This window comes from Xenorhabdus cabanillasii, assembly GCF_003386665.1.
GTDB lineage: Bacteria > Pseudomonadota > Gammaproteobacteria > Enterobacterales > Enterobacteriaceae > Xenorhabdus > Xenorhabdus cabanillasii.
Genome location: NZ_QTUB01000001.1, coordinates 1,215,139 through 1,234,956, shown reverse-complemented (window position 1 = coordinate 1,234,956; position 19,818 = coordinate 1,215,139). Strand labels below are relative to the sequence as shown.

Sequence of the window (19,818 nt, the reverse complement as noted above, 5' to 3'; positions counted from 1 at the left end):
TCGTCTTACAGTCATCAGACAATCTGTGTGAACACTCACAAGCTTACCATCATTTGGTTAAGGAGGTGATCCAACCGCAGGTTCCCCTACGGTTACCTTGTTACGACTTCACCCCAGTCATGAGTCACAAAGTGGTCAGCGCCCTCCCGCAGGTTAAGCTACCGACTTCTTTTGCCACCCACTCCCATGGTGTGACGGGCGGTGTGTACAAGGCCCGGGAACGTATTCACCGTAGCATGCTGATCTACGATTACTAGCGATTCCGACTTCATGGAGTCGAGTTGCAGACTCCAATCCGGACTACGACAGACTTTATGAGTTCCGCTTGCTCTCGCGAGGTCGCTTCTCTTTGTATCCGCCATTGTAGCACGTGTGTAGCCCTACTCGTCTGGGCCATGATGACTTGACGTCATCCCCACCTTCCTCCGGTTTATCACCGGCAGTCTCCCTTGAGTTCCCACCATAATGTGCTGGCAACAAAGGATAAGGGTTGCGCTCGTTGCGGGACTTAACCCAACATTTCACAACACGAGCTGACGACAGCCATGCAGCACCTGTCTCACGGTTCCCGAAGGCACTTCAGCATCTCTGCCAAATTCCGTGGATGTCAAGAGTAGGTAAGGTTCTTCGCGTTGCATCGAATTAAACCACATGCTCCACCGCTTGTGCGGGCCCCCGTCAATTCATTTGAGTTTTAATCTTGCGACCGTACTCCCCAGGCGGTCGATTTAACGCGTTAGCTCCGGAAGCCACACCTCAAGGGCACAACCTCCAAATCGACATCGTTTACGGCGTGGACTACCAGGGTATCTAATCCTGTTTGCTCCCCACGCTTTCGCACCTGAGCGTCAGTCTTCGTCCAGGGGGCCGCCTTCGCCACCGGTATTCCTCCACATCTCTACGCATTTCACCGCTACACGTGGAATTCTACCCCCCTCTACGAGACTCCAGCCAACCAGTCTTAGATGCCGTTCCCGGGTTAAGCCCGGGGATTTCACATCTAACTTAATTGGCCGCCTGCGTGCGCTTTACGCCCAGTAATTCCGATTAACGCTTGCACCCTCCGTATTACCGCGGCTGCTGGCACGGAGTTAGCCGGTGCTTCTTCTGCGGGTAACGTCAATCGTGAGCCCTGTTCAGACTCACGCCTTCCTCCCCGCTGAAAGTACTTTACAACCCGAAGGCCTTCTTCATACACGCGGCATGGCTGCATCAGGCTTGCGCCCATTGTGCAATATTCCCCACTGCTGCCTCCCGTAGGAGTCTGGGCCGTGTCTCAGTCCCAGTGTGGCTGGTCATCCTCTCAGACCAGCTAGGGATCGTCGCCTAGGTGAGCCCTTACCCCACCTACTAGCTAATCCCATCTGGGTTCATCCGATAGCGTGAGGCCCGAAGGTCCCCCACTTTGCTCCAAAGAGGTTATGCGGTATTAGCCACCATTTCCAGTGGTTATCCCCCTCTACCGGGCAGATCCCCAGACATTACTCACCCGTCCGCCGCTCGTCAGCAAAAATGCAAAAGCCCTTTCCTGTTACCGCCCGACTTGCATGTGTTAGGCCTGCCGCCAGCGTTCAATCTGAGCCATGATCAAACTCTTCAATTAAAAGTGTTTGATGCTCAAAGAATTTCACTGTTCAGTATCGCAATGAATTAACTGTTTCAGTCACTCTTCAAGACTTGAATCTTTTTCGCCTTGCGGCGTTTGATCGTGTCCTGCGAGTGCCCACACAGATTGTCTGATTAATTTGTTAAAGAGCGTTGGCAGAAGTAATCTCTCTTCTTGCCTGAGGTGGTGTATGTTACGCCTTCCTCTCAGCGTGTCAAGCCTTTATTTTCATGACTTTCAGCTCTTGTCACGCCGATTCATTTGTGTGTTCATCGTGACAACGGAGGCGCATTATAGGGACTTTTGCGATACTGACAACAATTATTTTAAAAAAAACAATTCAATCGACTATTTATCACTCAGAATAAGCTTTTTAGATATATTTTTGACCTAATAAATGAAAGAGAGGTGATTTTTTCACCTCTCTTTTATTTTTGTAAGATTTTTTATATTGCTTAACGGCATTACTATTCAATAATTGTCTATAAAAATAACCACCTATAGAATATCACAAAGTGAATTGAGTAAAAAACGTTATTGCCTTGCAATAATATGATCATTTTCCAAATCTAATGTGACCAATTTACCTGGCATCAATTTCCCTGAAAGGATCTGCTGAGCCAGCGGATTTTCAATCTCTTGCTGGATAGCCCGTTTTAATGGGCGCGCTCCATATACAGGATCAAAACCAGCGTCACTCAGTTTTTCCAAAGCGGATAGAGTCATTGTGACTTGATAGCCACGCTCTTCCAAACGTTTATATAGACGCTGCAATTGGATATTCGCAATAGATTTCAAATGTTCTTTTCCTAGTGGATGGAATACCACAACTTCATCAACTCGGTTAATGAACTCAGGTCTGAAATGGCGGCCAACTATCTCCATCACCATATCTTTCATTCCTACATAATCCAGTGCACCAAAATGTTCCTGAATCATGTCTGAACCTAAGTTAGAGGTCATAATTACAACGGTATTACGAAAATCTACTGTTCTTCCTTGACCATCAGTCAAGCGACCATCATCCAAGACTTGTAGCAAGATATTGAAAACATCCGGATGAGCTTTTTCAACTTCATCTAATAAAATGACAGAGTAAGGGCGACGACGCACTGCTTCTGTCAGATACCCTCCTTCTTCATACCCAACATATCCGGGAGGAGCACCCACTAACCTTGAAACAGCGTGCTTTTCCATAAATTCAGACATGTCGATACGTACCATTGCATCGTCACTATCAAACAGGAAATTAGCCAATGCCTTACACAGCTCAGTTTTACCAACCCCTGTTGGCCCTAAGAACATGAAAGAACCTATCGGGCGGTTTGGATCAGATAAACCAGCGCGGCTACGGCGAATTGCATTCGACACAGCATCAACGGCCTCATTTTGCCCAATTACACGTTTGTGTAATTCATGTTCCATACGCAATAATTTATCTTTTTCACTTTCCAACATTCTGGATACAGGGATTCCCGTCCAGCGAGCAAGAATTTCAGCAATTTCAGCATCAGTAACTTTATTACGCAGCAGTCTCATTGGATGACTTTCTGCTGTAGTCGCAGCAGTAAGCCGTTTTTCCAACTCAGGAATTTTTCCGTATTGAATTTCTGACATTTTTGCCAAGTCACCGCTACGACGGGCTTTTTCTAACTCAATACGTGCATTTTCTAATTCAGCCTTAATGTTTTGAGTACCGGTAAGCTCGGCTTTTTCTGCTTTCCACTCTTCTTCCAGCTCAGAATATTCCCGTTCTTTTTCCACCAGCTCTTCATTCAACATATCCAAACGCTTTTTACTGGCATCATCCGATTCTTTTTTTAAAGCCTGCTGTTCAAGTTTTAACTGAATAATTCGACGTTCCAGACGATCTAATGCCTCTGGCTTAGAATCCATCTGCATACGTAGACTAGCTCCAGCTTCATCAATTAAGTCAATCGCTTTGTCAGGTAACATACGATCAGAAATATAACGATGAGATAATGTCGCCGCAGCAACAATTGCTGGATCAGTTATTTGAACATGGTGGTGCAACTCATAACGCTCTTTAAGGCCACGTAAAATAGCAATGGTGTCCTCAACAGTAGGCTCCGCAACATAAACTTTCTGGAAGCGGCGTTCTAAAGCTGCATCTTTCTCAATATACTGACGATATTCATCTGATGTTGTCGCACCAACACAGTGCAATTCACCTCGTGCTAGTGCGGGTTTCAGCATGTTGCCAGCGTCCATAGCACCATCAGCTTTACCTGCACCTACCATCGTATGTAATTCATCAATGAACAGAATGACCGAACCTTCCTGTTTAGCGAGATCATTCAAAACACCTTTCAGACGTTCTTCAAATTCGCCACGGTATTTAGCCCCCGCCAACAATGCGCCCATATCAAGAGACAGTACACGTTTGTTTTTCAGTCCTTCAGGAACTTCACCATTAACAATACGTTGTGCCAGCCCTTCAACGATAGCTGTTTTCCCAACCCCAGGTTCACCGATTAGCACAGGGTTATTCTTGGTTCGACGTTGTAATACCTGAATTGTTCGACGGATCTCTTCGTCACGTCCTATCACGGGATCTAATTTACCTTGTTCAGCCCGTTCAGTTAGATCAATTGTGTATTTTTTCAGTGCCTGACGTTGATCTTCGGCACCTTGGTCATTTACTTTTTCACCACCACGCATCTTTTCTATGGCCTTAGTGATTTTATCTTTAGTTGCTCCCGCGGCTTTCAATATGTCACTTAATGTGCCACGCTCTTCTAGCGCTGCAAGAACAAAGAGTTCAGAAGAGATGAAATTATCACCTGCTTTTTGAGCAAGCTTGTCGCACAGGTTTAAATAACGTCCTAACTCATTGGATACCTGTACATCACCGCCACTACCTTCCACTTTCGGAAATTTATCCAAAGCCAAGTTAAGCCGATCATTCAAGTTACCCGTATCAATCCCTGCGGACATCAGTAAAGGACGAACAGAGCCTCCCTCCTGGTTAAGCAATGTGCTCATCAAGTGGACAGGTTCAATGAATTGATTATCACGCCCTAATGCGAGAGATTGGGCATCAGCGAGAGCAAGCTGGAATTTATTGGTAAGACGATCCAGACGCATAACACCTCCAATACTAGTCAGAATTTGCTACTGGAGATTAGATAAGGTCATACCTTAAATATTCAAGGTATTCTGAAAAGTTAATTGGAGACTTTTTGCTATGCACCAAAGATCGTCCTGCGAGATAGGTTATCTCAACCAGATTAAAGTTGCCATACGTCCGGTGATACCATCACGACGATAAGAAAAAAAGTTCTTCTCCTCGGAAACCGTACAAACAGAGCCCCCAAAAACTTCATTTATTCCAATAGACTGCAACTTTAATCTAGCCAGTAAGTAGATATTTGCCAAAAATTTAACACCATAAGGTGTAAAGGCTTGTTCCAGATTAGGATCGGTTGCTATAAAGGCGTCCATTACTTCGCGCCCTACTTCAAATTTTTCAGGGCCAATAGCTGGCCCCATCCATGCATAGATCATGTCAGGTTTTGCACTGAATTGAGCTACTGTATTTTCCAGCACTCCGGCACATAATCCACGCCAGCCTGCATGAGCTGCTGCAACCTCATCTCCATTACTGGAACAAAAAAGCACAGGCAAACAATCCGCTGTCATTACAGCACAAACCTGCCCAGTTCTATTTGTGTAAACAGCATCAGCCTGATTATCTTCCACTAATTGATCATCCAATCTGATGACACGCGTTCCGTGTACCTGCTCCAACCAGATAGGTTGCTGCGGCAGGTGAGCATATTCAACCAAGAGTTCCCTGTTCCTCTCCACACATTCAGGGGCATCCCCAACGTGGCCGCCTAAATTCAGGCTATCATAAGGAGGCAGGCTGATACCTCCCGTCCGGGTTGTACTACATGCACCAACGTTTTCAGGTTGTGCCCAGTCAGGAAAAATTAGTGGTGTCATTACCTACCAATCCATCTCGTCTTTGAAAGTTTCAGCATCTGCCTTCATTACATCAATAAGTCTAACCATGTCATCCGGTAACGCTGCGTGCCATTCCATTTCAATACCTGTTATCGGATGATAAAGACGTAACATAGTGGCATGCAATGCTTGGCGATCAAAGTTGCGCATCACTTCGCGAAATTCTTCAGAAGCCCCTTTCAGAGGACGAGGCCGACCGCCATATAACGGATCACCAACCAATGGATGTTTAATATGGGACATATGCACACGGATTTGGTGTGTTCTTCCTGTCTCCAGACGCAGACGCAAACGGGTATGTGCCCGGAAATGCTCCATGATTCGGTAGTGAGTCACTGCTGGTTTGCCCATTGGATGAACAGCCATATGCGTCCGTTTTGTTGGGTGACGGGATATTGGCTCTTCTACTGTTCCACCCGCAGTCATATGTCCCAAAGCGATAGCCTCATATTCACGGGTAATTTCACGCAATTGCAGGGATTCCACCAAACGAGTCTGCGCTGGTACTGTTTTTGCGACAACCATCAGACCCGTAGTGTCTTTATCAAGACGATGCACGATGCCTGCACGGGGAACATCTGCAATTTCAGGATAACGATATAGCAGAGCATTTAATATCGTACCATCAGGATTCCCAGCACCAGGATGTACAACCAAGTCACGTGGTTTATTAATGACCAGAATATCGTCATCTTCATAGACAACATTCAGTTCAATATTTTGTGGCTCCCAACGAGTATCCTCTTCAATAATAGCATCAATGGAAATTTCTTCGCCGCCCAGTACTTTTTCTTTTGGCTTATTAATCAATTTGCCGTTAACCTGAACTTTGCCATGCAAAATCCACTCTTTTATACGTGATCTTGAATAATCAGGGAATAATTCAGCCAGAGCTTGATCTAAACGTTGACCAAGCTGAGATTCAGCGACTGTTGTATTAAGTCGTATTTGTTGTGCCATATATAATTTCTATATTTTACGTTGAGTTTTGACGGCGAGGCCGTTTCATTTAAAATAGTGTGCTATTGTAACTCTATCTTTTGCCGGGAGCTTCACGGATAGTCTCCCAGAAAACAATCAGAGGGTAATCAACACGTGATGATTCGCATGAAATATCTGGTGGCTTCGGCCACATTGAGCCTAGTTTTATCTGGATGCTCCAGCAACAAAGATGCTGTTCCTGATATCCCGCCATCTCAAATTTATTCAAATGGGCAGGAAAAACTACAAAACGGTAACTATAAATTGGCTATTAAGCAATTGGAATCCCTTGATAACCGCTATCCTTTCGGGCCGTATTCTCAACAGGTTCAGCTTGACTTGATCTATTCTTATTATAAATCAGCAGAATTCCCTCTCGCGCTTGCATCTGCTGAACGTTTCATGCGTCTGAATCCAACCCATCCTAATATTGACTACGTACTGTATATGCGGGCTCTGGTGTTACAAGCGATGGATGATAACCTCTTGCAGGATTTTTTGGGGATTGACCGTTCAGACCGTGATCCTGAAAATGCCAGAGCGGCTTTCCGCGATTTCAAACAGTTGGTGCGCTACTATCCTAACAGTCAATATGCTACAGATGCTTATAAGCGTTTAATTTTCCTCAAAGAGCGTTTAGCTAAACATGAGCTTGCAGTTGTGCAATATTATACTAAACGCGGTGCTTATGTGGCGGTTGTCAATCGTGCAGAACAAATGTTACGTGATTATCCCGATACTCATTCGACCAAAGAATCTCTACCTTACATGGAGAAAGCATATAAGGCATTAGGGCTTAAAACCGAAGCAGATAAAGTCGCAGCATTAATTGCGGCTAATCCGGTATAGAGTTTCAAAAAAGCATCAAACACAAAACAAAAACAGCAGTTATATATATGGCTGCTGTTTTTTTTAGTATCATTACCCAATGAAACCAATTTACATTTTGGAATTGTTAATTGAGTTGATAATACCATAACTGATCGATAATGACGCATAACGCCTCTCTTAGCAACAAGTATTACCCATATCTTCATTATGAATCACAGTTTCACCAATCCACTCCTAAATCTCCTAATAAAAGTGATTTAGATCATTCTTTTTCCACAAAAGAGCGTTATGCTGAAACCATCGAAGACGGAGTAACATCAAGAGGTAACTATATGTTAGTAAACATTACCAGCAAACAAATGGAAATTACCCCCGCAATTCGCAGCCATGTAGAAGACCGTCTAAACAAGTTGAATAAATGGCAAGTTAATTTAATCAATCCACATATTGTTCTTTCAAAAGAACCCCAAGGATTCTTGGTTGATGCCACAATCGGCACACCAAATGGTACATTAGTTGCCAGTGCCAAACATGAAGATATGTATACAGCTATCAATGAGTTGCTGACAAAATTAGAACGCCAACTCAATAAAGTTCAGCATAAAGGAGAAGCTCGCCGAGCAGATCATAGTGTGAAAGAGTCCAATCTTAATTTAGAGATATAACTACCACTTTTATTTTCCTGGCGCGCTCAATGAGCGCGTTTTCACTGACTCTAACTCCCCTTCCATACCCAATGGATTTCAAGATACAACTAATAAAACTGCAACCTAAAAAAACAACGGGTATGTTGACATACCTCACCAAATAAGTTAATTAAAGAACACTATTCACTCTGCAAAAAATAAGATACAAACAGACGATATGATTGCTAACTTGTTTTTCTCCTTTTTCTTTTTTGCCTTCCCATGAGGAGGTTTTTCGTTTTAAAAATAAAAAGAAGACGAACAGAAAAACCTCCCTACCGATGGGAGGTTTTTTATTTTATAGGCCACAGCTTATATACCTAATAGACTTAAGACTGTAATTTGAAAGATAAAAGTTATTTTTATAATAAAAATGTCAGGAATACACTATGGAACGAGATTTAATTAACCTTCGTCAAGAAATTAGTGATATTGATGCGGATTTACTGGATCTACTCGCAAGACGCCGACAATTGGCCGGTAACATTGCCCAAACCAAACTTCTCGATCACCGCCCGATACGAGATAAAAACCGCGAACGGGAACTCCTGGATGTGTTAATTGATAAAGGTAAATCTCGTGGGTTAGACGGATTTTATATTACCCGCTTGTTCCAAATGATCATTGAAGATTCTGTATTAACACAACAAGCATTGTTACAACAGTATCTGAACCAAACACCTTATGATACTGCTCGGATTACCTTTCTTGGTCCCAGAGGCTCTTATTCTCACCTTGCCGCTCGCCAATTTTCAGCACGCCATTTCAATCAATTAATTGAATGTAGCTGCCACAAATTTGCAGATATCTTTTCATTAGTGGAACTTGGCCAAGCGGATTACGGTATTCTGCCTCTCGAAAATACCAGTACCGGAGCAATCAATGATGTTTATGATCTATTACAACACACCCCACTGTCTTTGGTCGGGGAGATCACTCTACCTATCAACCACTGTTTACTGGTCGCTAAAAAAAGTGATACTTCGAAAATAAAGACGGTATACAGCCACTCCCAACCTTTCCAACAATGCAGCCAATACCTCAATCAATTTCCACACTGGAATATTGTCTATTGTGAAAGTACAGCTGCTGCTATGCAGAAAGTAACCGAATTGGATTCCCCAGAAGTAGCAGCGTTGGGAAGTGAAGCCGGAGGAGCGCTTTATGGTCTACAAGTTTTAGAAAATAATCTGGCAAACCAACAAAATAACAGTACGCGGTTTATTGTTGTCGCCCAAAAACCTATTGAAGTATCAGATCAGGTTCCCGCTAAAACAACTTTTATTATGTACACAAGACAACAAGCAGGTGCTCTGGTCGATGCACTCATTATCCTGAAAAGACACAATATTATTATGAGTAAATTGGAGTCACGCCCAATAAACGGTAAGCCGTGGGAAGAGATGTTTTATATTGATGTTCAGGCCAATTTACGCTCTGTGAAAATGCAACAAGCGCTTAAGGAACTATCTGAAATTACTCGCTTCTTGAAAATATTGGGGTGCTATCCTTCAGAAAACGTGATCCCAGTTGATCCATTCTGAGATAGAAAACCGGATGGCAACATCCGGTCTCCTTTCCCTATATTCAAGCTATTATACCCGGCTATCATTGGCTTGCCGTAAAAGTGTTCTACTTTCTTTCATAAATCGAATGGCCTCATCACCAAACCATTCACTCACTTGATTAAAACTCATAATGAATGCTGTTTTGTCCTTATTCTCCAGTAATTCCAAAGCTTGTCCGAAGCTCTGGTGATAACGACGGATCACCTCAATATTTTCAGGACTGGACATAATAATATCAGCATATAACTGCGGATCTTGTGCAAATAATCGTCCAACCATAGCGAGCTCCAACCGATAAATAGGTGAAGACAGTGATAACAATTGCTGCAAGTCGACATTTTCTTGCGCAAGATGTCGGCCATAAGAAAACGTAGTGAAGTGACGTAATGCCTGAATAAAACTCATATTTTTATCATGCTGTTCCGCACTGATTTTATGTAATCGTGCCCCCCACACCGATATTTGCTCCAAAAACCATTGATATGATTCTGGTTGGCATCCATCACAGTAAACAACAACCTGCTTAGCAAAACTTCCCACATCAGGCCCAAACATCGGGTGTAATCCCAAAACTGGCCCTTTATGCACATCAAGCATAGCCTGAAGTGGTTTCTGCTTAATAGAAGCCAAATCCACCAAAATACATTGTTCTGGCAAAGGTGGTAAACGGTGGATAATTGCTTCAGTTAAATGAATAGGTACACTGACAATGACCATACCAGCCTCAGCTAATATGTGTTCAGCCTGATCCCAATCATCTGCCTCAAGGATCCGGACTTCATAACCGGACAAAGTCAGCAAACGATTAAATAACCTCCCCATCTTCCCAGAACCACCAACAATAACGATAGGCCCCATTTGAAGGTTTAGCTTTTTAAACCCCTTATCATTTTCACTGACATAAGATTCCCGCATAATACGGCGCAGAATGTCTTCAATTAAGTCCGGAGAGATCCCCAATGTTTCTGCTTCTTGACGGCGAGAAGCCAACATACGGGCCTCCCGTTCAGGTGCATAAATCGGTAAGCCAAATTGACTCTTAATTTCCCCCACTTCTGCTACCAGAGCCATACGCTTAGCCAGTAAGCTCAGTAGAGCTTTATCGACCTCATCAATTTGCTCCCGCAATTGCGATAGTTCTGCTGCCATATCGATTATCCTGCCTGTTGCATCATTATGTTACGTTTTGACAAATGAGGTTTGATTTGCCGATGTAACTTTCTTAATAACTGTTCAGTCATTTGCCAACTGATACAAGCATCAGTTACTGAAACCCCATATCGCATTTCAGAACGAGGTAATTCTGAAGACTGATTCCCTTCATTAATATGGCTTTCCAACATAATACCAATAATAGATTGATTTCCGCCCATAATCTGTTCAGCAACAGAATCGACTACGACGCTTTGGCGACGAAAATCTTTATTAGAATTCCCATGACTACAATCAATCATCAGTGATGGCACCAAACCCGCCTCAATCATTTGATTTTCGCAGTCACACACATGTTCAGGGCTGTAATTAGGTTCTGCGCCACCACGCAGGATTACATGACCATTCGGATTTCCCTGAGTTTGTAGCAGACAAACTTGACCTGACTGATTTATTCCCATAAAGCGATGTGGCATAGCAGCGGCTTTCATGGCATTAATGGCAGTATTTAAATTGCCATCAGTGCCATTTTTAAAACCTACTGATACAGATAACCCTGAGGCCATCTCACGATGAGTCTGGGATTCTGTTGTTCTTGCTCCGATTGCTGACCAGCTGAAAAGATCGCCCAAATATTGAGGGTTATTAGGATCAAGAGCTTCATTTGCCAATGGCAATCCCATTTCCACTAAGTTCAGTAATAAACGGCGGGCGATATGTAACCCGGCATCCATATCAAACGATCCATCCATATAAGGATCACTAATTAAACCTTTCCAACCAACTGTGGTGCGGGGTTTTTCAAAATAGACACGCATAACAATATACAGACAATCACTTAGTTCGGCAGAAAGTGATTTCAAGCAACGAGCATAATCAAGGGCAGCATCTACATCATGAATAGAACACGGGCCGCATACTACCAATAAGCGAGGATCATTGTGATGGATGATATTAGCAATAGTATTACGCGCGCTTGTAATGGCATGCAGATCACTGCTACTCAATGGATATTTTTGCTTCAGCTCTTCTGGTGTAATAAGAATCTGTTCATCAAGAATATGAATGTTATTAAGCGCATCTTTTTGCATGATCATTTTTCATACCTGCTTTGTTTATCTGTTTAACGTTGTTTTTAGTGTCCGGCAGATAACATACCATTCCTCGTAAAGATTACAATCCAATTGTTTATATTTTTTTACGATAATGTAAAGTTATTTTTACACAATATTGATTTCATAATTAAAATCAATATATATTGATAATTTCAATATATTTTAATTTTCACAATAAATATATTAGATATCATTAATATTAACAATTGCATCATGAAATTTTACAATCCCACTCATAATAGAAATATTTTATTTACTATTCATGATTTATTTATAATAAAGATAAATTACTTTAAAAATCATGTAGTAAAAATAAGATCTCAATCCCATTTTTTTATTTGGATTGTCATAATATTAATATGTGTTTTTTTGTGTTGGATTGAAACTATAAAACAACACTTATAAAGAATAGTTGAATAACACTGCTTAAAACGGCTGAGTTATCAGCTTTTATTTCTTACTCATTTATTAAGGACAGATATGATAACGCTGCAATTTGCCATAATAATTATATGCTTATTGATAGGTACGCGTTATGCAGGCATGGGATTGGGGCTGATCAGTGGTATCGGACTTTTTATACTGACATTTGTTTTTGGATTGGAACCAGGTAAGCCCCCAGTTGATGTGATGCTCACTATTCTTGCAGTTATCGGTTGTGCATCCGTGTTGCAAACTGCCGGCGGGCTAAACGTCATGATGCAATGTGCTGAACGTCTTCTACGCCGCCATCCGCAACATATTACTATCCTGGCTCCATTGACGACATGGATGTTAACTTTCCTCTGTGGTACTGGTCATGTAGTCTATACCATGTTCCCAATCATCGGTGATATTGCCTTAAAAAAAGGGATCCGCCCCGAACGCCCAATGGCTGTTGCTTCTGTTGCCTCTCAGATGGCAATCACAGCTTCCCCCGTTTCTGTTGCCGTTGTTTCTTTAGTGTCAATTATTGCTGCCAGTCATGGTATTGGGCATACTTACGGAATTTTAGAAATTCTGGCAGTTTCAATTCCTGCATCACTGACAGGAGTAATACTTGCTGCACTATGGAGCTTGCGTCGTGGCAAAGATTTGGATAAGGATGAAGAATTCCAAGAGAAAATTAAAGATCCCAAACAACGTGAGTTTATCTATGGCAGTTCAGAAACCTTATTAGATCAGGTATTTCCTAAACAAGCTTACAGAGCAACCTGGATCTTCTTCGCCGCAATTGCCGTGGTAGTATTGTTTGGTGCATTTACAGAATTACGCCCTTCTTTTGAAATCAAAGGAGAATTAAAACCGCTTTCCATGAACCTGGTTATCCAGATGATGATGTTAATTGCGGGTTCTATTATTTTGATGACATGTAAAGTCAAAACCAGTGAAATCGCCAATAGTGCCGTGTTTAAAGCAGGAATGGTTGCGATCTTCTCGGTCTTTGGCGTGGCATGGATGAGTGATACGTTTTTCCACACCCATTTAGGCGAACTGAAGCTGGTATTAGAAGATATCGTACAAGCAAGCCCCTGGACTTATGCGTTAGTATTGTTCCTGGTATCAAAGTTGGTCAACAGCCAAGCAGCAGCTTTAACTGCAATCGCGCCAATGGGATTACAACTTGATGTTGATCCTAAACTTTTAATCGCATTCTTCCCGGCAGCCTACGGCTATTTTGTTTTACCTACCTACCCCAGTGATTTGGCATGTATTGGGTTTGACCGCTCCGGGACAACAAGGATAGGAAAATTTATCATCAACCATAGTTTCCTTGTTCCGGGCTTGATTAGTGTCAGTAGCGCTTGTGCTGTGGGGTATATTTTAGTGAGTACCTTTGTGTAATCTGCTCTGTATGCTCATAAGCTTACAAAAATAGCTCGCTGATTATGGGCTATTTATTTTTCTGCAAAAAACCAGATAGTAAAAAGGCCGGAAAATTCCGGCCTTCAACGATAACTTTCGGATGTAGCGAAAGCGTATTATTTAGCGTTCAGACGCTCTTTAATACGAGCCGCCTTACCAGAACGCTCACGCAGGTAGTACAGTTTAGCTCTGCGAACAGCACCACGACGTTTAACGTTGATGCTGTCTACGACTGGGGAGTGAGTCTGGAATACACGCTCAACACCTTCGCCGTTAGAAATCTTACGAACAGTGAATGCAGAGTGCAGACCGCGGTTACGAATCGCGATAACCACGCCCTCGAATGTCTGCAGACGCTTTTTAGAACCTTCAACGACCCATACCTTAACTTCCACGGTGTCACCCGGACGGAATGAAGGTACGTCTTGCTTCATCTGCTCTTGTTCAATTTGTTTAATAATGTTGCTCATAATAACTCTCTTACCCTAGGTAAACTGATATATCAAAGACATTCCTTCATAGGATATGTCTGGATTAATTCGTCGCCTGATCCTGATATTCCCGTTGGAATTCAGCCAGCAACATCCTTTGCTCGTCAGTCAGAGCTAGGCTTTCTAGAAGTTCGGGCCTTCTTAACCAAGTGCGGCCAAGCGATTGTTTCATACGCCAGCGATTTATTTCGGCATGGTTTCCTGATAGTAAAACAGGTGGAACTTCCATCTCATCCAACACTTCAGGGCGGGTATAATGCGGACAATCCAACAGCCCATCAGCAAACGAGTCTTCCTCTGCCGATGCCTGACGACCCAATACTCCGGGAATAAACCGGGATATAGAATCAATCATTGCCATAGCCGGGATTTCTCCCCCACTGAGAACGTAATCACCAATAGACCATTCTTCATCAATTTCGGTTTGGATGACACGCTCATCAATACCTTCATAACGACCGCAAACCAGAATTAATTTCTTGTTTGCCGCCAGTTCACAAACTCCCTGTTGATCAAGTTTGCGCCCTTGAGGTGATAGATAAATCACCTTTGCACCAACACCTGCCGCAGCTTTGGCTGCATGGATGGCTTCCCTTAATGGTTGCACCATCATCAGCATGCCTGGACCACCACCATAAGGGCGATCATCTACAGTACGATGCCTGTCGTAGGTAAAATCCCTCGGACTCCAGCAGTCGATACTAAGCAGGCCATTTTTCACTGCCCGACCAGTTACCCCGTAATCGGTTATTGCGCGGAACATTTCAGGAAACAGGCTAATCACCCCTATCCACATACAGCGTCCCACTCCTAAACCGTTTTACCGGAGATTAAAAACCAGGATCCCAATCTACTTCAATAGTTTTAGTAGCGAGATCAACTTTCTTGATAACCTGCCCATCAAGAAACGGAACTAACCGCTCCTTGATACCGAATGCATCTTTCAGGTTTGCCTTTATTACCATGACATCGTTAGACCCTGTTTCCATCATATCTTGGACGGTTCCAAGGTTGTAACCTGCCGTATTAATTACCTGACATCCCATAAGGTCTTTCCAGTAATAATCACCGGCTTCCAGTTCTGGTAATTTAGATGAATCCACCACTAATTCACAGTTAGTGAGCAAATTCGCAGCTTCCCGATCATCAACGCCTTTGATCTTGATGATCATATCCTGATTGTGGCATTTCCACGTTTCCAGCTCAATGTGTTGCCATTGACCAGCACGCTGGATAAACCACGGTTGATATTCAAAAATGTCTTCGGCTTGTTCGGTGGAAGAAAAAACTCTGAGCCAACCACGTATGCCATACGCTGACCCCAGTTTCCCCAACACGATTGGATCAACAGGGTGCTCCAGGCCAGATTGTCTGCTCATTGTTACCACCGCGACAGATTAAGCTGCTTTTTTAGCGTCTTTGATCAGTGCAGCAACACGATCAGACACAGATGCACCCAGACCAACCCAGTGTTCGATACGGTCCAGATCTAAACGCAGAGCTTCAGCATTCCCTGATGCAATAGGGTTGAAGAAACCAACGCGCTCAATAAAACGACCATCACGCGCATTGCGGCTGTCAGTCACTACTACTTGATAAAACGGACGCTTTTTTGCGCCGCCACGAGCTAAACGAATTGTTACCATAACATCCTCATTAGTTAGCAAAACAACCAGACTCCATCGAGGAATGGAGTCCGGCTGTCCATTAAAAAGCCCGAAAATTTTACTCACTTTGGCGCAAAAAGCAATCCAAAGAGCATTTTATTTCGAAATTTTGTTGATTATCGCCCCATAATCCCAGGTGGCAGCATGCCTTTCATGCCACGCATCATTTTTGCCAGGCCACCTTTCTTCATCTTTTTCATCATGCGCTGCATTTCATCAAACTGTTTCAGTAAACGGTTAACATCCTGCACCTGTGTGCCAGAACCCGTTGCGATACGACGTTTGCGTGATCCTTTGATAATTTCTGGTTTCTCACGCTCTTTGCGGGTCATTGAGTTAATGATGGCTTCCATTTTAACCAGAATTTTGTCATCCATTTGAGATTTAACAGCATCAGGGATCTGGGACATACCTGGCATTTTGCTCAACATGCTTGTCATGCCACCCATATTGCGCATTTGTTTAAGCTGTTCGAGAAAATCATTTAAATCAAAACCATCCCCTTTCTTCAGTTTTGATGCCAGCTTTTCCGCTTGAGTACGGTCAACCTTACTTTCAATCTCTTCAATCAGTGAAAGCACATCTCCCATTCCCAGGATCCGGGATGCAATACGATCAGGATGGAAAGGCTCCAAGGCATCAGTTTTTTCACCGACACCAAGGAATTTAATTGGCTTGCCTGTGATATGTCGAATAGAAAGAGCGGCACCACCACGAGCATCACCATCTACTTTGGTCAGAATAACCCCTGTTAATGGCAGTGCTTCATTAAATGCTTTTGCCGTATTCGCAGCATCCTGCCCTGTCATTGCATCAACAACAAACAATGTTTCGATAGGATTAACCGCAGCGTGAACTTCTTTAATTTCATCCATCATAGCTTCATCGACATGCAGGCGTCCTGCGGTATCGATCAAAAGCACATCGTAGAATTTCAGCTTAGCGTGTTGGATTGCTTTGTTGACAATATCAACTGGTTTTTCTTGCAGGTCTGATGGGAAAAAATCAATTCCGACGGTTTCAGATAACGTTTCAAGCTGTTTGATTGCTGCTGGACGGTATACGTCAGCAGAAACCACCAGGACTTTTTTCTTGTTTTTTTCTTTTAGCAGCTTACCCAATTTTGCAACGCTGGTTGTTTTACCAGCACCTTGCAAACCTGCCATAAGAACCACTGCGGGAGGTTGTACAGCAAGATTTAGCTCGCTGTTTACCTCTCCCATCGCTTTCACCAGTTCATTTTGAACAATTTTGACGAATTCTTGTCCAGGAGTTAGACTTTTGTTAACTTCGTGCCCTACCGCGCTTTCTTTGACTCTTGAAATGAAATCACGCACTACAGGCAATGCAACATCTGCTTCAAGTAAAGCCATGCGAACTTCACGCAGCGTATCTTTAATATTGTCTTCAGTCAGCCGTCCACGACCGCTGATATTGCGCAATGTGCGCGATAGTCTGTCAGTTAAATTATCAAACATTGTCTCAGCTCAGATATCTACAAGTGGGTCTACCTGTAAGGCAAATTTAGCGGATTATAACACGATGATGATGTAATCTCTGCAAAGAGATTCCCAAGTATAGCTAACAACGGTTGGAGGCTATCTCTGCTGACGGTATACTTGAGTTTTGAGTTAACTTTAGCACTATTAACTCTGACACTTTTTCTAACACTATTGCGAAAACGAAAAACTTTATGCAGGTATTTTCAATCATTGCTTTACTTGCTTATCTCATTAGCCTGACGCTTATCGTGCCGGGCTTATTACGGCAACAAAACAGCTATCAAAAAACTGGCTCTATTTTTCGCAACTGTTGCACTGATCAACCATGCGATAACCTTAAAGTATCAGGTTTTTCATGTCAGCAGTGGCCAAAACCTGACTCTATTGAATTTAGGTTCTATTGTTAGTTTACTCATCTGTATCATTATGACTATTGTTGCCTTTCGTGGCCGTGCGTGGTTTTTACTGCCCATTATTTACAGTTTTGCCATGATAAATTTGATTCTGGCCAGCATGGTGCCCGGAGAATTCATTACACATCTTGAGAAGAGTATCGGGCTATTTATACATATTGGGCTAGCACTACTTGGGTATGCCACTTTACTTATTGCCGCACTTTATGCATTGCAAGTTGGCTGGCTGGATCACCGACTGAAAAAGAAAAAATTTACTCTTTCTTCTGGCATGCCTCCACTAATGACCATTGAACGCAAAATGTTTCGCATTACCCAAGTTGGCGTAATCTTACTAACATTGACGTTATGTACAGGCATCATGTATATGGATGATATTTTCAATAAAGAAAATATCCATAAATCGGTTTTGTCTATCATTGCATGGTTTATCTACGTCATCCTACTGTGGGGACATTATCATGAAGGGTGGCGCGGTAAACGTGTCATTTGGTTCAATCTGATTGGTGCATTTATCCTGACGCTTGCTTTTTTCGGCAATCGGTTATTACAGGAATTCTTGATTTATTAAGCAGTAAACAATCGCTGTAGCCAGCTTATATAAACATTAGGAAGGAATTCTGCTTTGGAGCATGTCTCAACAGGCACATTAATTATTATTCTTGTCATCATGGTGATCATTTCTGCCTACTTTTCTGCCTCAGAAACTGGCATGATGACAATAAACCGTTATCGCTTACGCCATTTGGCAAAACAAGGTAGCAGTTCCGCGCGGAGAGTCGAATCACTACTCAGCCATCCTGACAGGCTAATCAGCCTGATTCTGATCGGCAATAACCTTGTCAATATCTTGGCATCTTCATTGGCTACCATTGTAGGAATGCGCCTTTATGGTGATGCAGGGGTTGCGATTGCAACCGGTATACTGACCTTCGTGATCCTGGTTTTTGCTGAAGTTATGCCCAAGACGATCGCAGCTCTCTACCCGGAAAAAATTGCATTTCCAAGCAGCTTCCTGCTGCGACCTTTACAAAAGATCATGCTGCCTCTCGTTTGGGCATTTAACAAGATTACTTTGCTGTTTATGCGTTGTCTGGGGATCAAAGTTTCCAACATTCGCAATGACGCGGTTAGTAAAGATGAGCTTCGGACGATTGTGAACGAATCAAACACCAATCTCTCTCGCCGCAATCAGGATATGCTTATCTCAATACTGGATCTTGAGAAAGTCACCGTTGGCGACATCATGGTGCCCCGTAACGAGATTGTTGGTATTGATATTAACGGTGACTGGAAATCCGTTATACGGCAGTTGACTCATTCACCACACGGCAGGATAGTGTTGTACCGGAATTCTCTGGATGATGCCATTGGTATGTTACGAGTACGTGAAGCCTATCGTCTTATGATGGAGAAAAAGGAATTCACGAAAAAGAACCTGATCAGAGCAGCAGATAAAATTTACTTCATTCCCGTTAGTACCCCATTGAATACCCAGTTAGTTAACTTCCAACGTAATAAAGAAAAAGCAGGCTTAATCGTTGATGAATATGGGGATATTCAGGGATTAGTCACTGTAGAAGATATTCTGGAAGAAATTGTCGGAGAATTTACCACTTCTATGTCTCCTACTCTGGCAGAAGAAGTCTTACCACAAAGTGATGGCACTGTTTTAGTTGACGGCACCGCCAATATTCGTGAATTAAACAAAGCATTTGGCTGGACATTACCTGCTGACGGACCAAGAACAATGAATGGTATGATCCTGGAAGAGTTGGGCGAGATCCCCGAGTTGAATGTTCAGGTACAAATTAATGAGTATAATTTTGAAATTCTTTCTGTGAATGACAATGTTATTAAAAAGGTACGTGTAATTCCGATGAAACAGGAAAAAGAGAAAAGTATTAAAATCCAGTGAAGAATAACTCAAGGTTGCAGATCTGGCCGTAAAACAAAATTTTTACGGCCAGT

Annotated in this window: 15 protein-coding genes, 1 rRNA gene, 1 pseudogene and 1 other annotated feature; of the genes and pseudogenes, 6 read left to right on the top strand and 11 right to left on the bottom strand. The window is 42.8% G+C overall.

The window, feature by feature from the left end:
* Window positions 1-58 precede the first annotated feature (58 nt).
* The 4 genes from BDD26_RS06095 to rluD all read right to left on the bottom strand — a co-directional run bounded on the left by BDD26_RS06095 (window position 59) and on the right by rluD (window position 6,556).
* Window positions 59-1,603 (bottom strand): 16S ribosomal RNA (locus BDD26_RS06095).
* Between the two features lie 537 nt (window positions 1,604-2,140).
* On the bottom strand, window positions 2,141-4,714 hold the full coding sequence (clpB, locus tag BDD26_RS06090) for an ATP-dependent chaperone ClpB (RefSeq protein ID WP_115825841.1): 2,574 nt from the start codon (window positions 4,712-4,714) through the stop codon (window positions 2,141-2,143).
* Window positions 4,715-4,843: 129 nt separating this feature from the next.
* Window positions 4,844-5,575 carry a purine nucleoside phosphorylase YfiH gene (yfiH, locus tag BDD26_RS06085; RefSeq protein WP_038265799.1) on the bottom strand — a complete coding sequence of 244 codons (732 nt, stop codon included), beginning with the start codon at window positions 5,573-5,575 and terminating at the stop codon, window positions 4,844-4,846.
* A 3-nt stretch (window positions 5,576-5,578) separates the two neighbouring features.
* Window positions 5,579-6,556, bottom strand: coding sequence for a 23S rRNA pseudouridine(1911/1915/1917) synthase RluD (gene rluD, locus BDD26_RS06080; protein WP_038265803.1), 978 nt, complete (start codon window positions 6,554-6,556; stop codon window positions 5,579-5,581).
* A 138-nt stretch (window positions 6,557-6,694) separates the two neighbouring features.
* Between rluD and bamD the strand changes: the two genes are divergently transcribed.
* The 3 genes from bamD to pheA all read left to right on the top strand — a co-directional run bounded on the left by bamD (window position 6,695) and on the right by pheA (window position 9,638).
* Window positions 6,695-7,426: an outer membrane protein assembly factor BamD gene (bamD, locus tag BDD26_RS06075; protein WP_038265806.1), complete on the top strand. Its 732-nt coding sequence runs from the start codon at window positions 6,695-6,697 to the stop codon at window positions 7,424-7,426.
* A 314-nt stretch (window positions 7,427-7,740) separates the two neighbouring features.
* Entirely contained in the window at window positions 7,741-8,073 is a 333-nt protein-coding gene (gene raiA, locus BDD26_RS06070; protein WP_038265809.1) for a ribosome-associated translation inhibitor RaiA, read from the top strand.
* A 198-nt stretch (window positions 8,074-8,271) separates the two neighbouring features.
* Window positions 8,272-8,393: a sequence feature (Phe leader region), on the top strand.
* 90 nt (window positions 8,394-8,483) lie between these two features.
* A complete protein-coding gene (gene pheA, locus BDD26_RS06065; protein WP_038262443.1) occupies window positions 8,484-9,638 on the top strand; it encodes a bifunctional chorismate mutase/prephenate dehydratase in 1,155 nt (384 codons plus the stop codon).
* Window positions 9,639-9,689: 51 nt separating this feature from the next.
* Here the strand turns inward: pheA and tyrA are convergent, their stop codons facing one another.
* Together tyrA and BDD26_RS06055 are read right to left on the bottom strand one after the other, a co-directional pair.
* Window positions 9,690-10,811, bottom strand: coding sequence for a bifunctional chorismate mutase/prephenate dehydrogenase (tyrA, locus tag BDD26_RS06060; protein WP_115825840.1), 1,122 nt, complete (start codon window positions 10,809-10,811; stop codon window positions 9,690-9,692).
* 5 nt (window positions 10,812-10,816) lie between these two features.
* Window positions 10,817-11,911, bottom strand: coding sequence for a 3-deoxy-7-phosphoheptulonate synthase (locus BDD26_RS06055; protein ID WP_115825839.1), 1,095 nt, complete (start codon window positions 11,909-11,911; stop codon window positions 10,817-10,819).
* A 498-nt stretch (window positions 11,912-12,409) separates the two neighbouring features.
* On the opposite strand from BDD26_RS06055, the gene BDD26_RS06050 reads away from it, so the two are divergent.
* On the top strand, window positions 12,410-13,753 hold the full coding sequence (locus BDD26_RS06050) for an anaerobic C4-dicarboxylate transporter (RefSeq protein WP_115825838.1): 1,344 nt from the start codon (window positions 12,410-12,412) through the stop codon (window positions 13,751-13,753).
* A gap of 137 nt (window positions 13,754-13,890) precedes the next feature.
* Here the strand turns inward: BDD26_RS06050 and rplS are convergent, their stop codons facing one another.
* The 5 genes from rplS to ffh form a co-directional block, all read right to left on the bottom strand.
* Complete coding sequence (gene rplS, locus BDD26_RS06045) at window positions 13,891-14,244, bottom strand: 50S ribosomal protein L19 (protein ID WP_038262425.1); 354 nt, start codon at window positions 14,242-14,244, stop codon at window positions 13,891-13,893.
* 64 nt (window positions 14,245-14,308) lie between these two features.
* Entirely contained in the window at window positions 14,309-15,061 is a 753-nt protein-coding gene (gene trmD, locus BDD26_RS06040) for a tRNA (guanosine(37)-N1)-methyltransferase TrmD (RefSeq protein ID WP_038262422.1), read from the bottom strand.
* A gap of 34 nt (window positions 15,062-15,095) precedes the next feature.
* Window positions 15,096-15,644, bottom strand: coding sequence for a ribosome maturation factor RimM (rimM, locus tag BDD26_RS06035; RefSeq protein WP_038262420.1), 549 nt, complete (start codon window positions 15,642-15,644; stop codon window positions 15,096-15,098).
* A gap of 18 nt (window positions 15,645-15,662) precedes the next feature.
* Window positions 15,663-15,911: a 30S ribosomal protein S16 gene (rpsP, locus tag BDD26_RS06030; protein WP_010845359.1), complete on the bottom strand. Its 249-nt coding sequence runs from the start codon at window positions 15,909-15,911 to the stop codon at window positions 15,663-15,665.
* Between the two features lie 137 nt (window positions 15,912-16,048).
* Window positions 16,049-17,410 (bottom strand): signal recognition particle protein, encoded by a 1,362-nt coding sequence (ffh, locus tag BDD26_RS06025; RefSeq protein WP_115825837.1) that lies wholly within the window; start codon window positions 17,408-17,410, stop codon window positions 16,049-16,051.
* A 215-nt stretch (window positions 17,411-17,625) separates the two neighbouring features.
* Here ffh and BDD26_RS06020 point away from each other — a divergent pair.
* Both BDD26_RS06020 and BDD26_RS06015 read left to right on the top strand, forming a co-directional pair.
* A pseudogene (locus BDD26_RS06020) lies at window positions 17,626-18,418 on the top strand (cytochrome C assembly family protein).
* Window positions 18,419-18,472: 54 nt separating this feature from the next.
* A complete protein-coding gene (locus BDD26_RS06015; protein ID WP_115825836.1) occupies window positions 18,473-19,765 on the top strand; it encodes an HlyC/CorC family transporter in 1,293 nt (430 codons plus the stop codon).
* The last annotated feature ends 53 nt before the right edge of the window (window positions 19,766-19,818 follow it).

Coding starts and splice junctions, on each gene's coding strand:
- rluD (WP_038265803.1), bottom strand. CDS start 6,556: ATGGCACAACAAATACGACTTAATACAACAGTCGCTGAATCTCAGCTT.
- BDD26_RS06050 (WP_115825838.1), top strand. CDS start 12,410: ATGATAACGCTGCAATTTGCCATAATAATTATATGCTTATTGATAGGT.
- BDD26_RS06055 (WP_115825839.1), bottom strand. CDS start 11,911: ATGATCATGCAAAAAGATGCGCTTAATAACATTCATATTCTTGATGAA.
- clpB (WP_115825841.1), bottom strand. CDS start 4,714: ATGCGTCTGGATCGTCTTACCAATAAATTCCAGCTTGCTCTCGCTGAT.
- bamD (WP_038265806.1), top strand. CDS start 6,695: ATGATTCGCATGAAATATCTGGTGGCTTCGGCCACATTGAGCCTAGTT.
- ffh (WP_115825837.1), bottom strand. CDS start 17,410: ATGTTTGATAATTTAACTGACAGACTATCGCGCACATTGCGCAATATC.
- raiA (WP_038265809.1), top strand. CDS start 7,741: ATGTTAGTAAACATTACCAGCAAACAAATGGAAATTACCCCCGCAATT.
- yfiH (WP_038265799.1), bottom strand. CDS start 5,575: ATGACACCACTAATTTTTCCTGACTGGGCACAACCTGAAAACGTTGGT.
- rplS (WP_038262425.1), bottom strand. CDS start 14,244: ATGAGCAACATTATTAAACAAATTGAACAAGAGCAGATGAAGCAAGAC.
- tyrA (WP_115825840.1), bottom strand. CDS start 10,811: ATGGCAGCAGAACTATCGCAATTGCGGGAGCAAATTGATGAGGTCGAT.
- rpsP (WP_010845359.1), bottom strand. CDS start 15,911: ATGGTAACAATTCGTTTAGCTCGTGGCGGCGCAAAAAAGCGTCCGTTT.
- rimM (WP_038262420.1), bottom strand. CDS start 15,644: ATGAGCAGACAATCTGGCCTGGAGCACCCTGTTGATCCAATCGTGTTG.
- trmD (WP_038262422.1), bottom strand. CDS start 15,061: ATGTGGATAGGGGTGATTAGCCTGTTTCCTGAAATGTTCCGCGCAATA.
- pheA (WP_038262443.1), top strand. CDS start 8,484: ATGGAACGAGATTTAATTAACCTTCGTCAAGAAATTAGTGATATTGAT.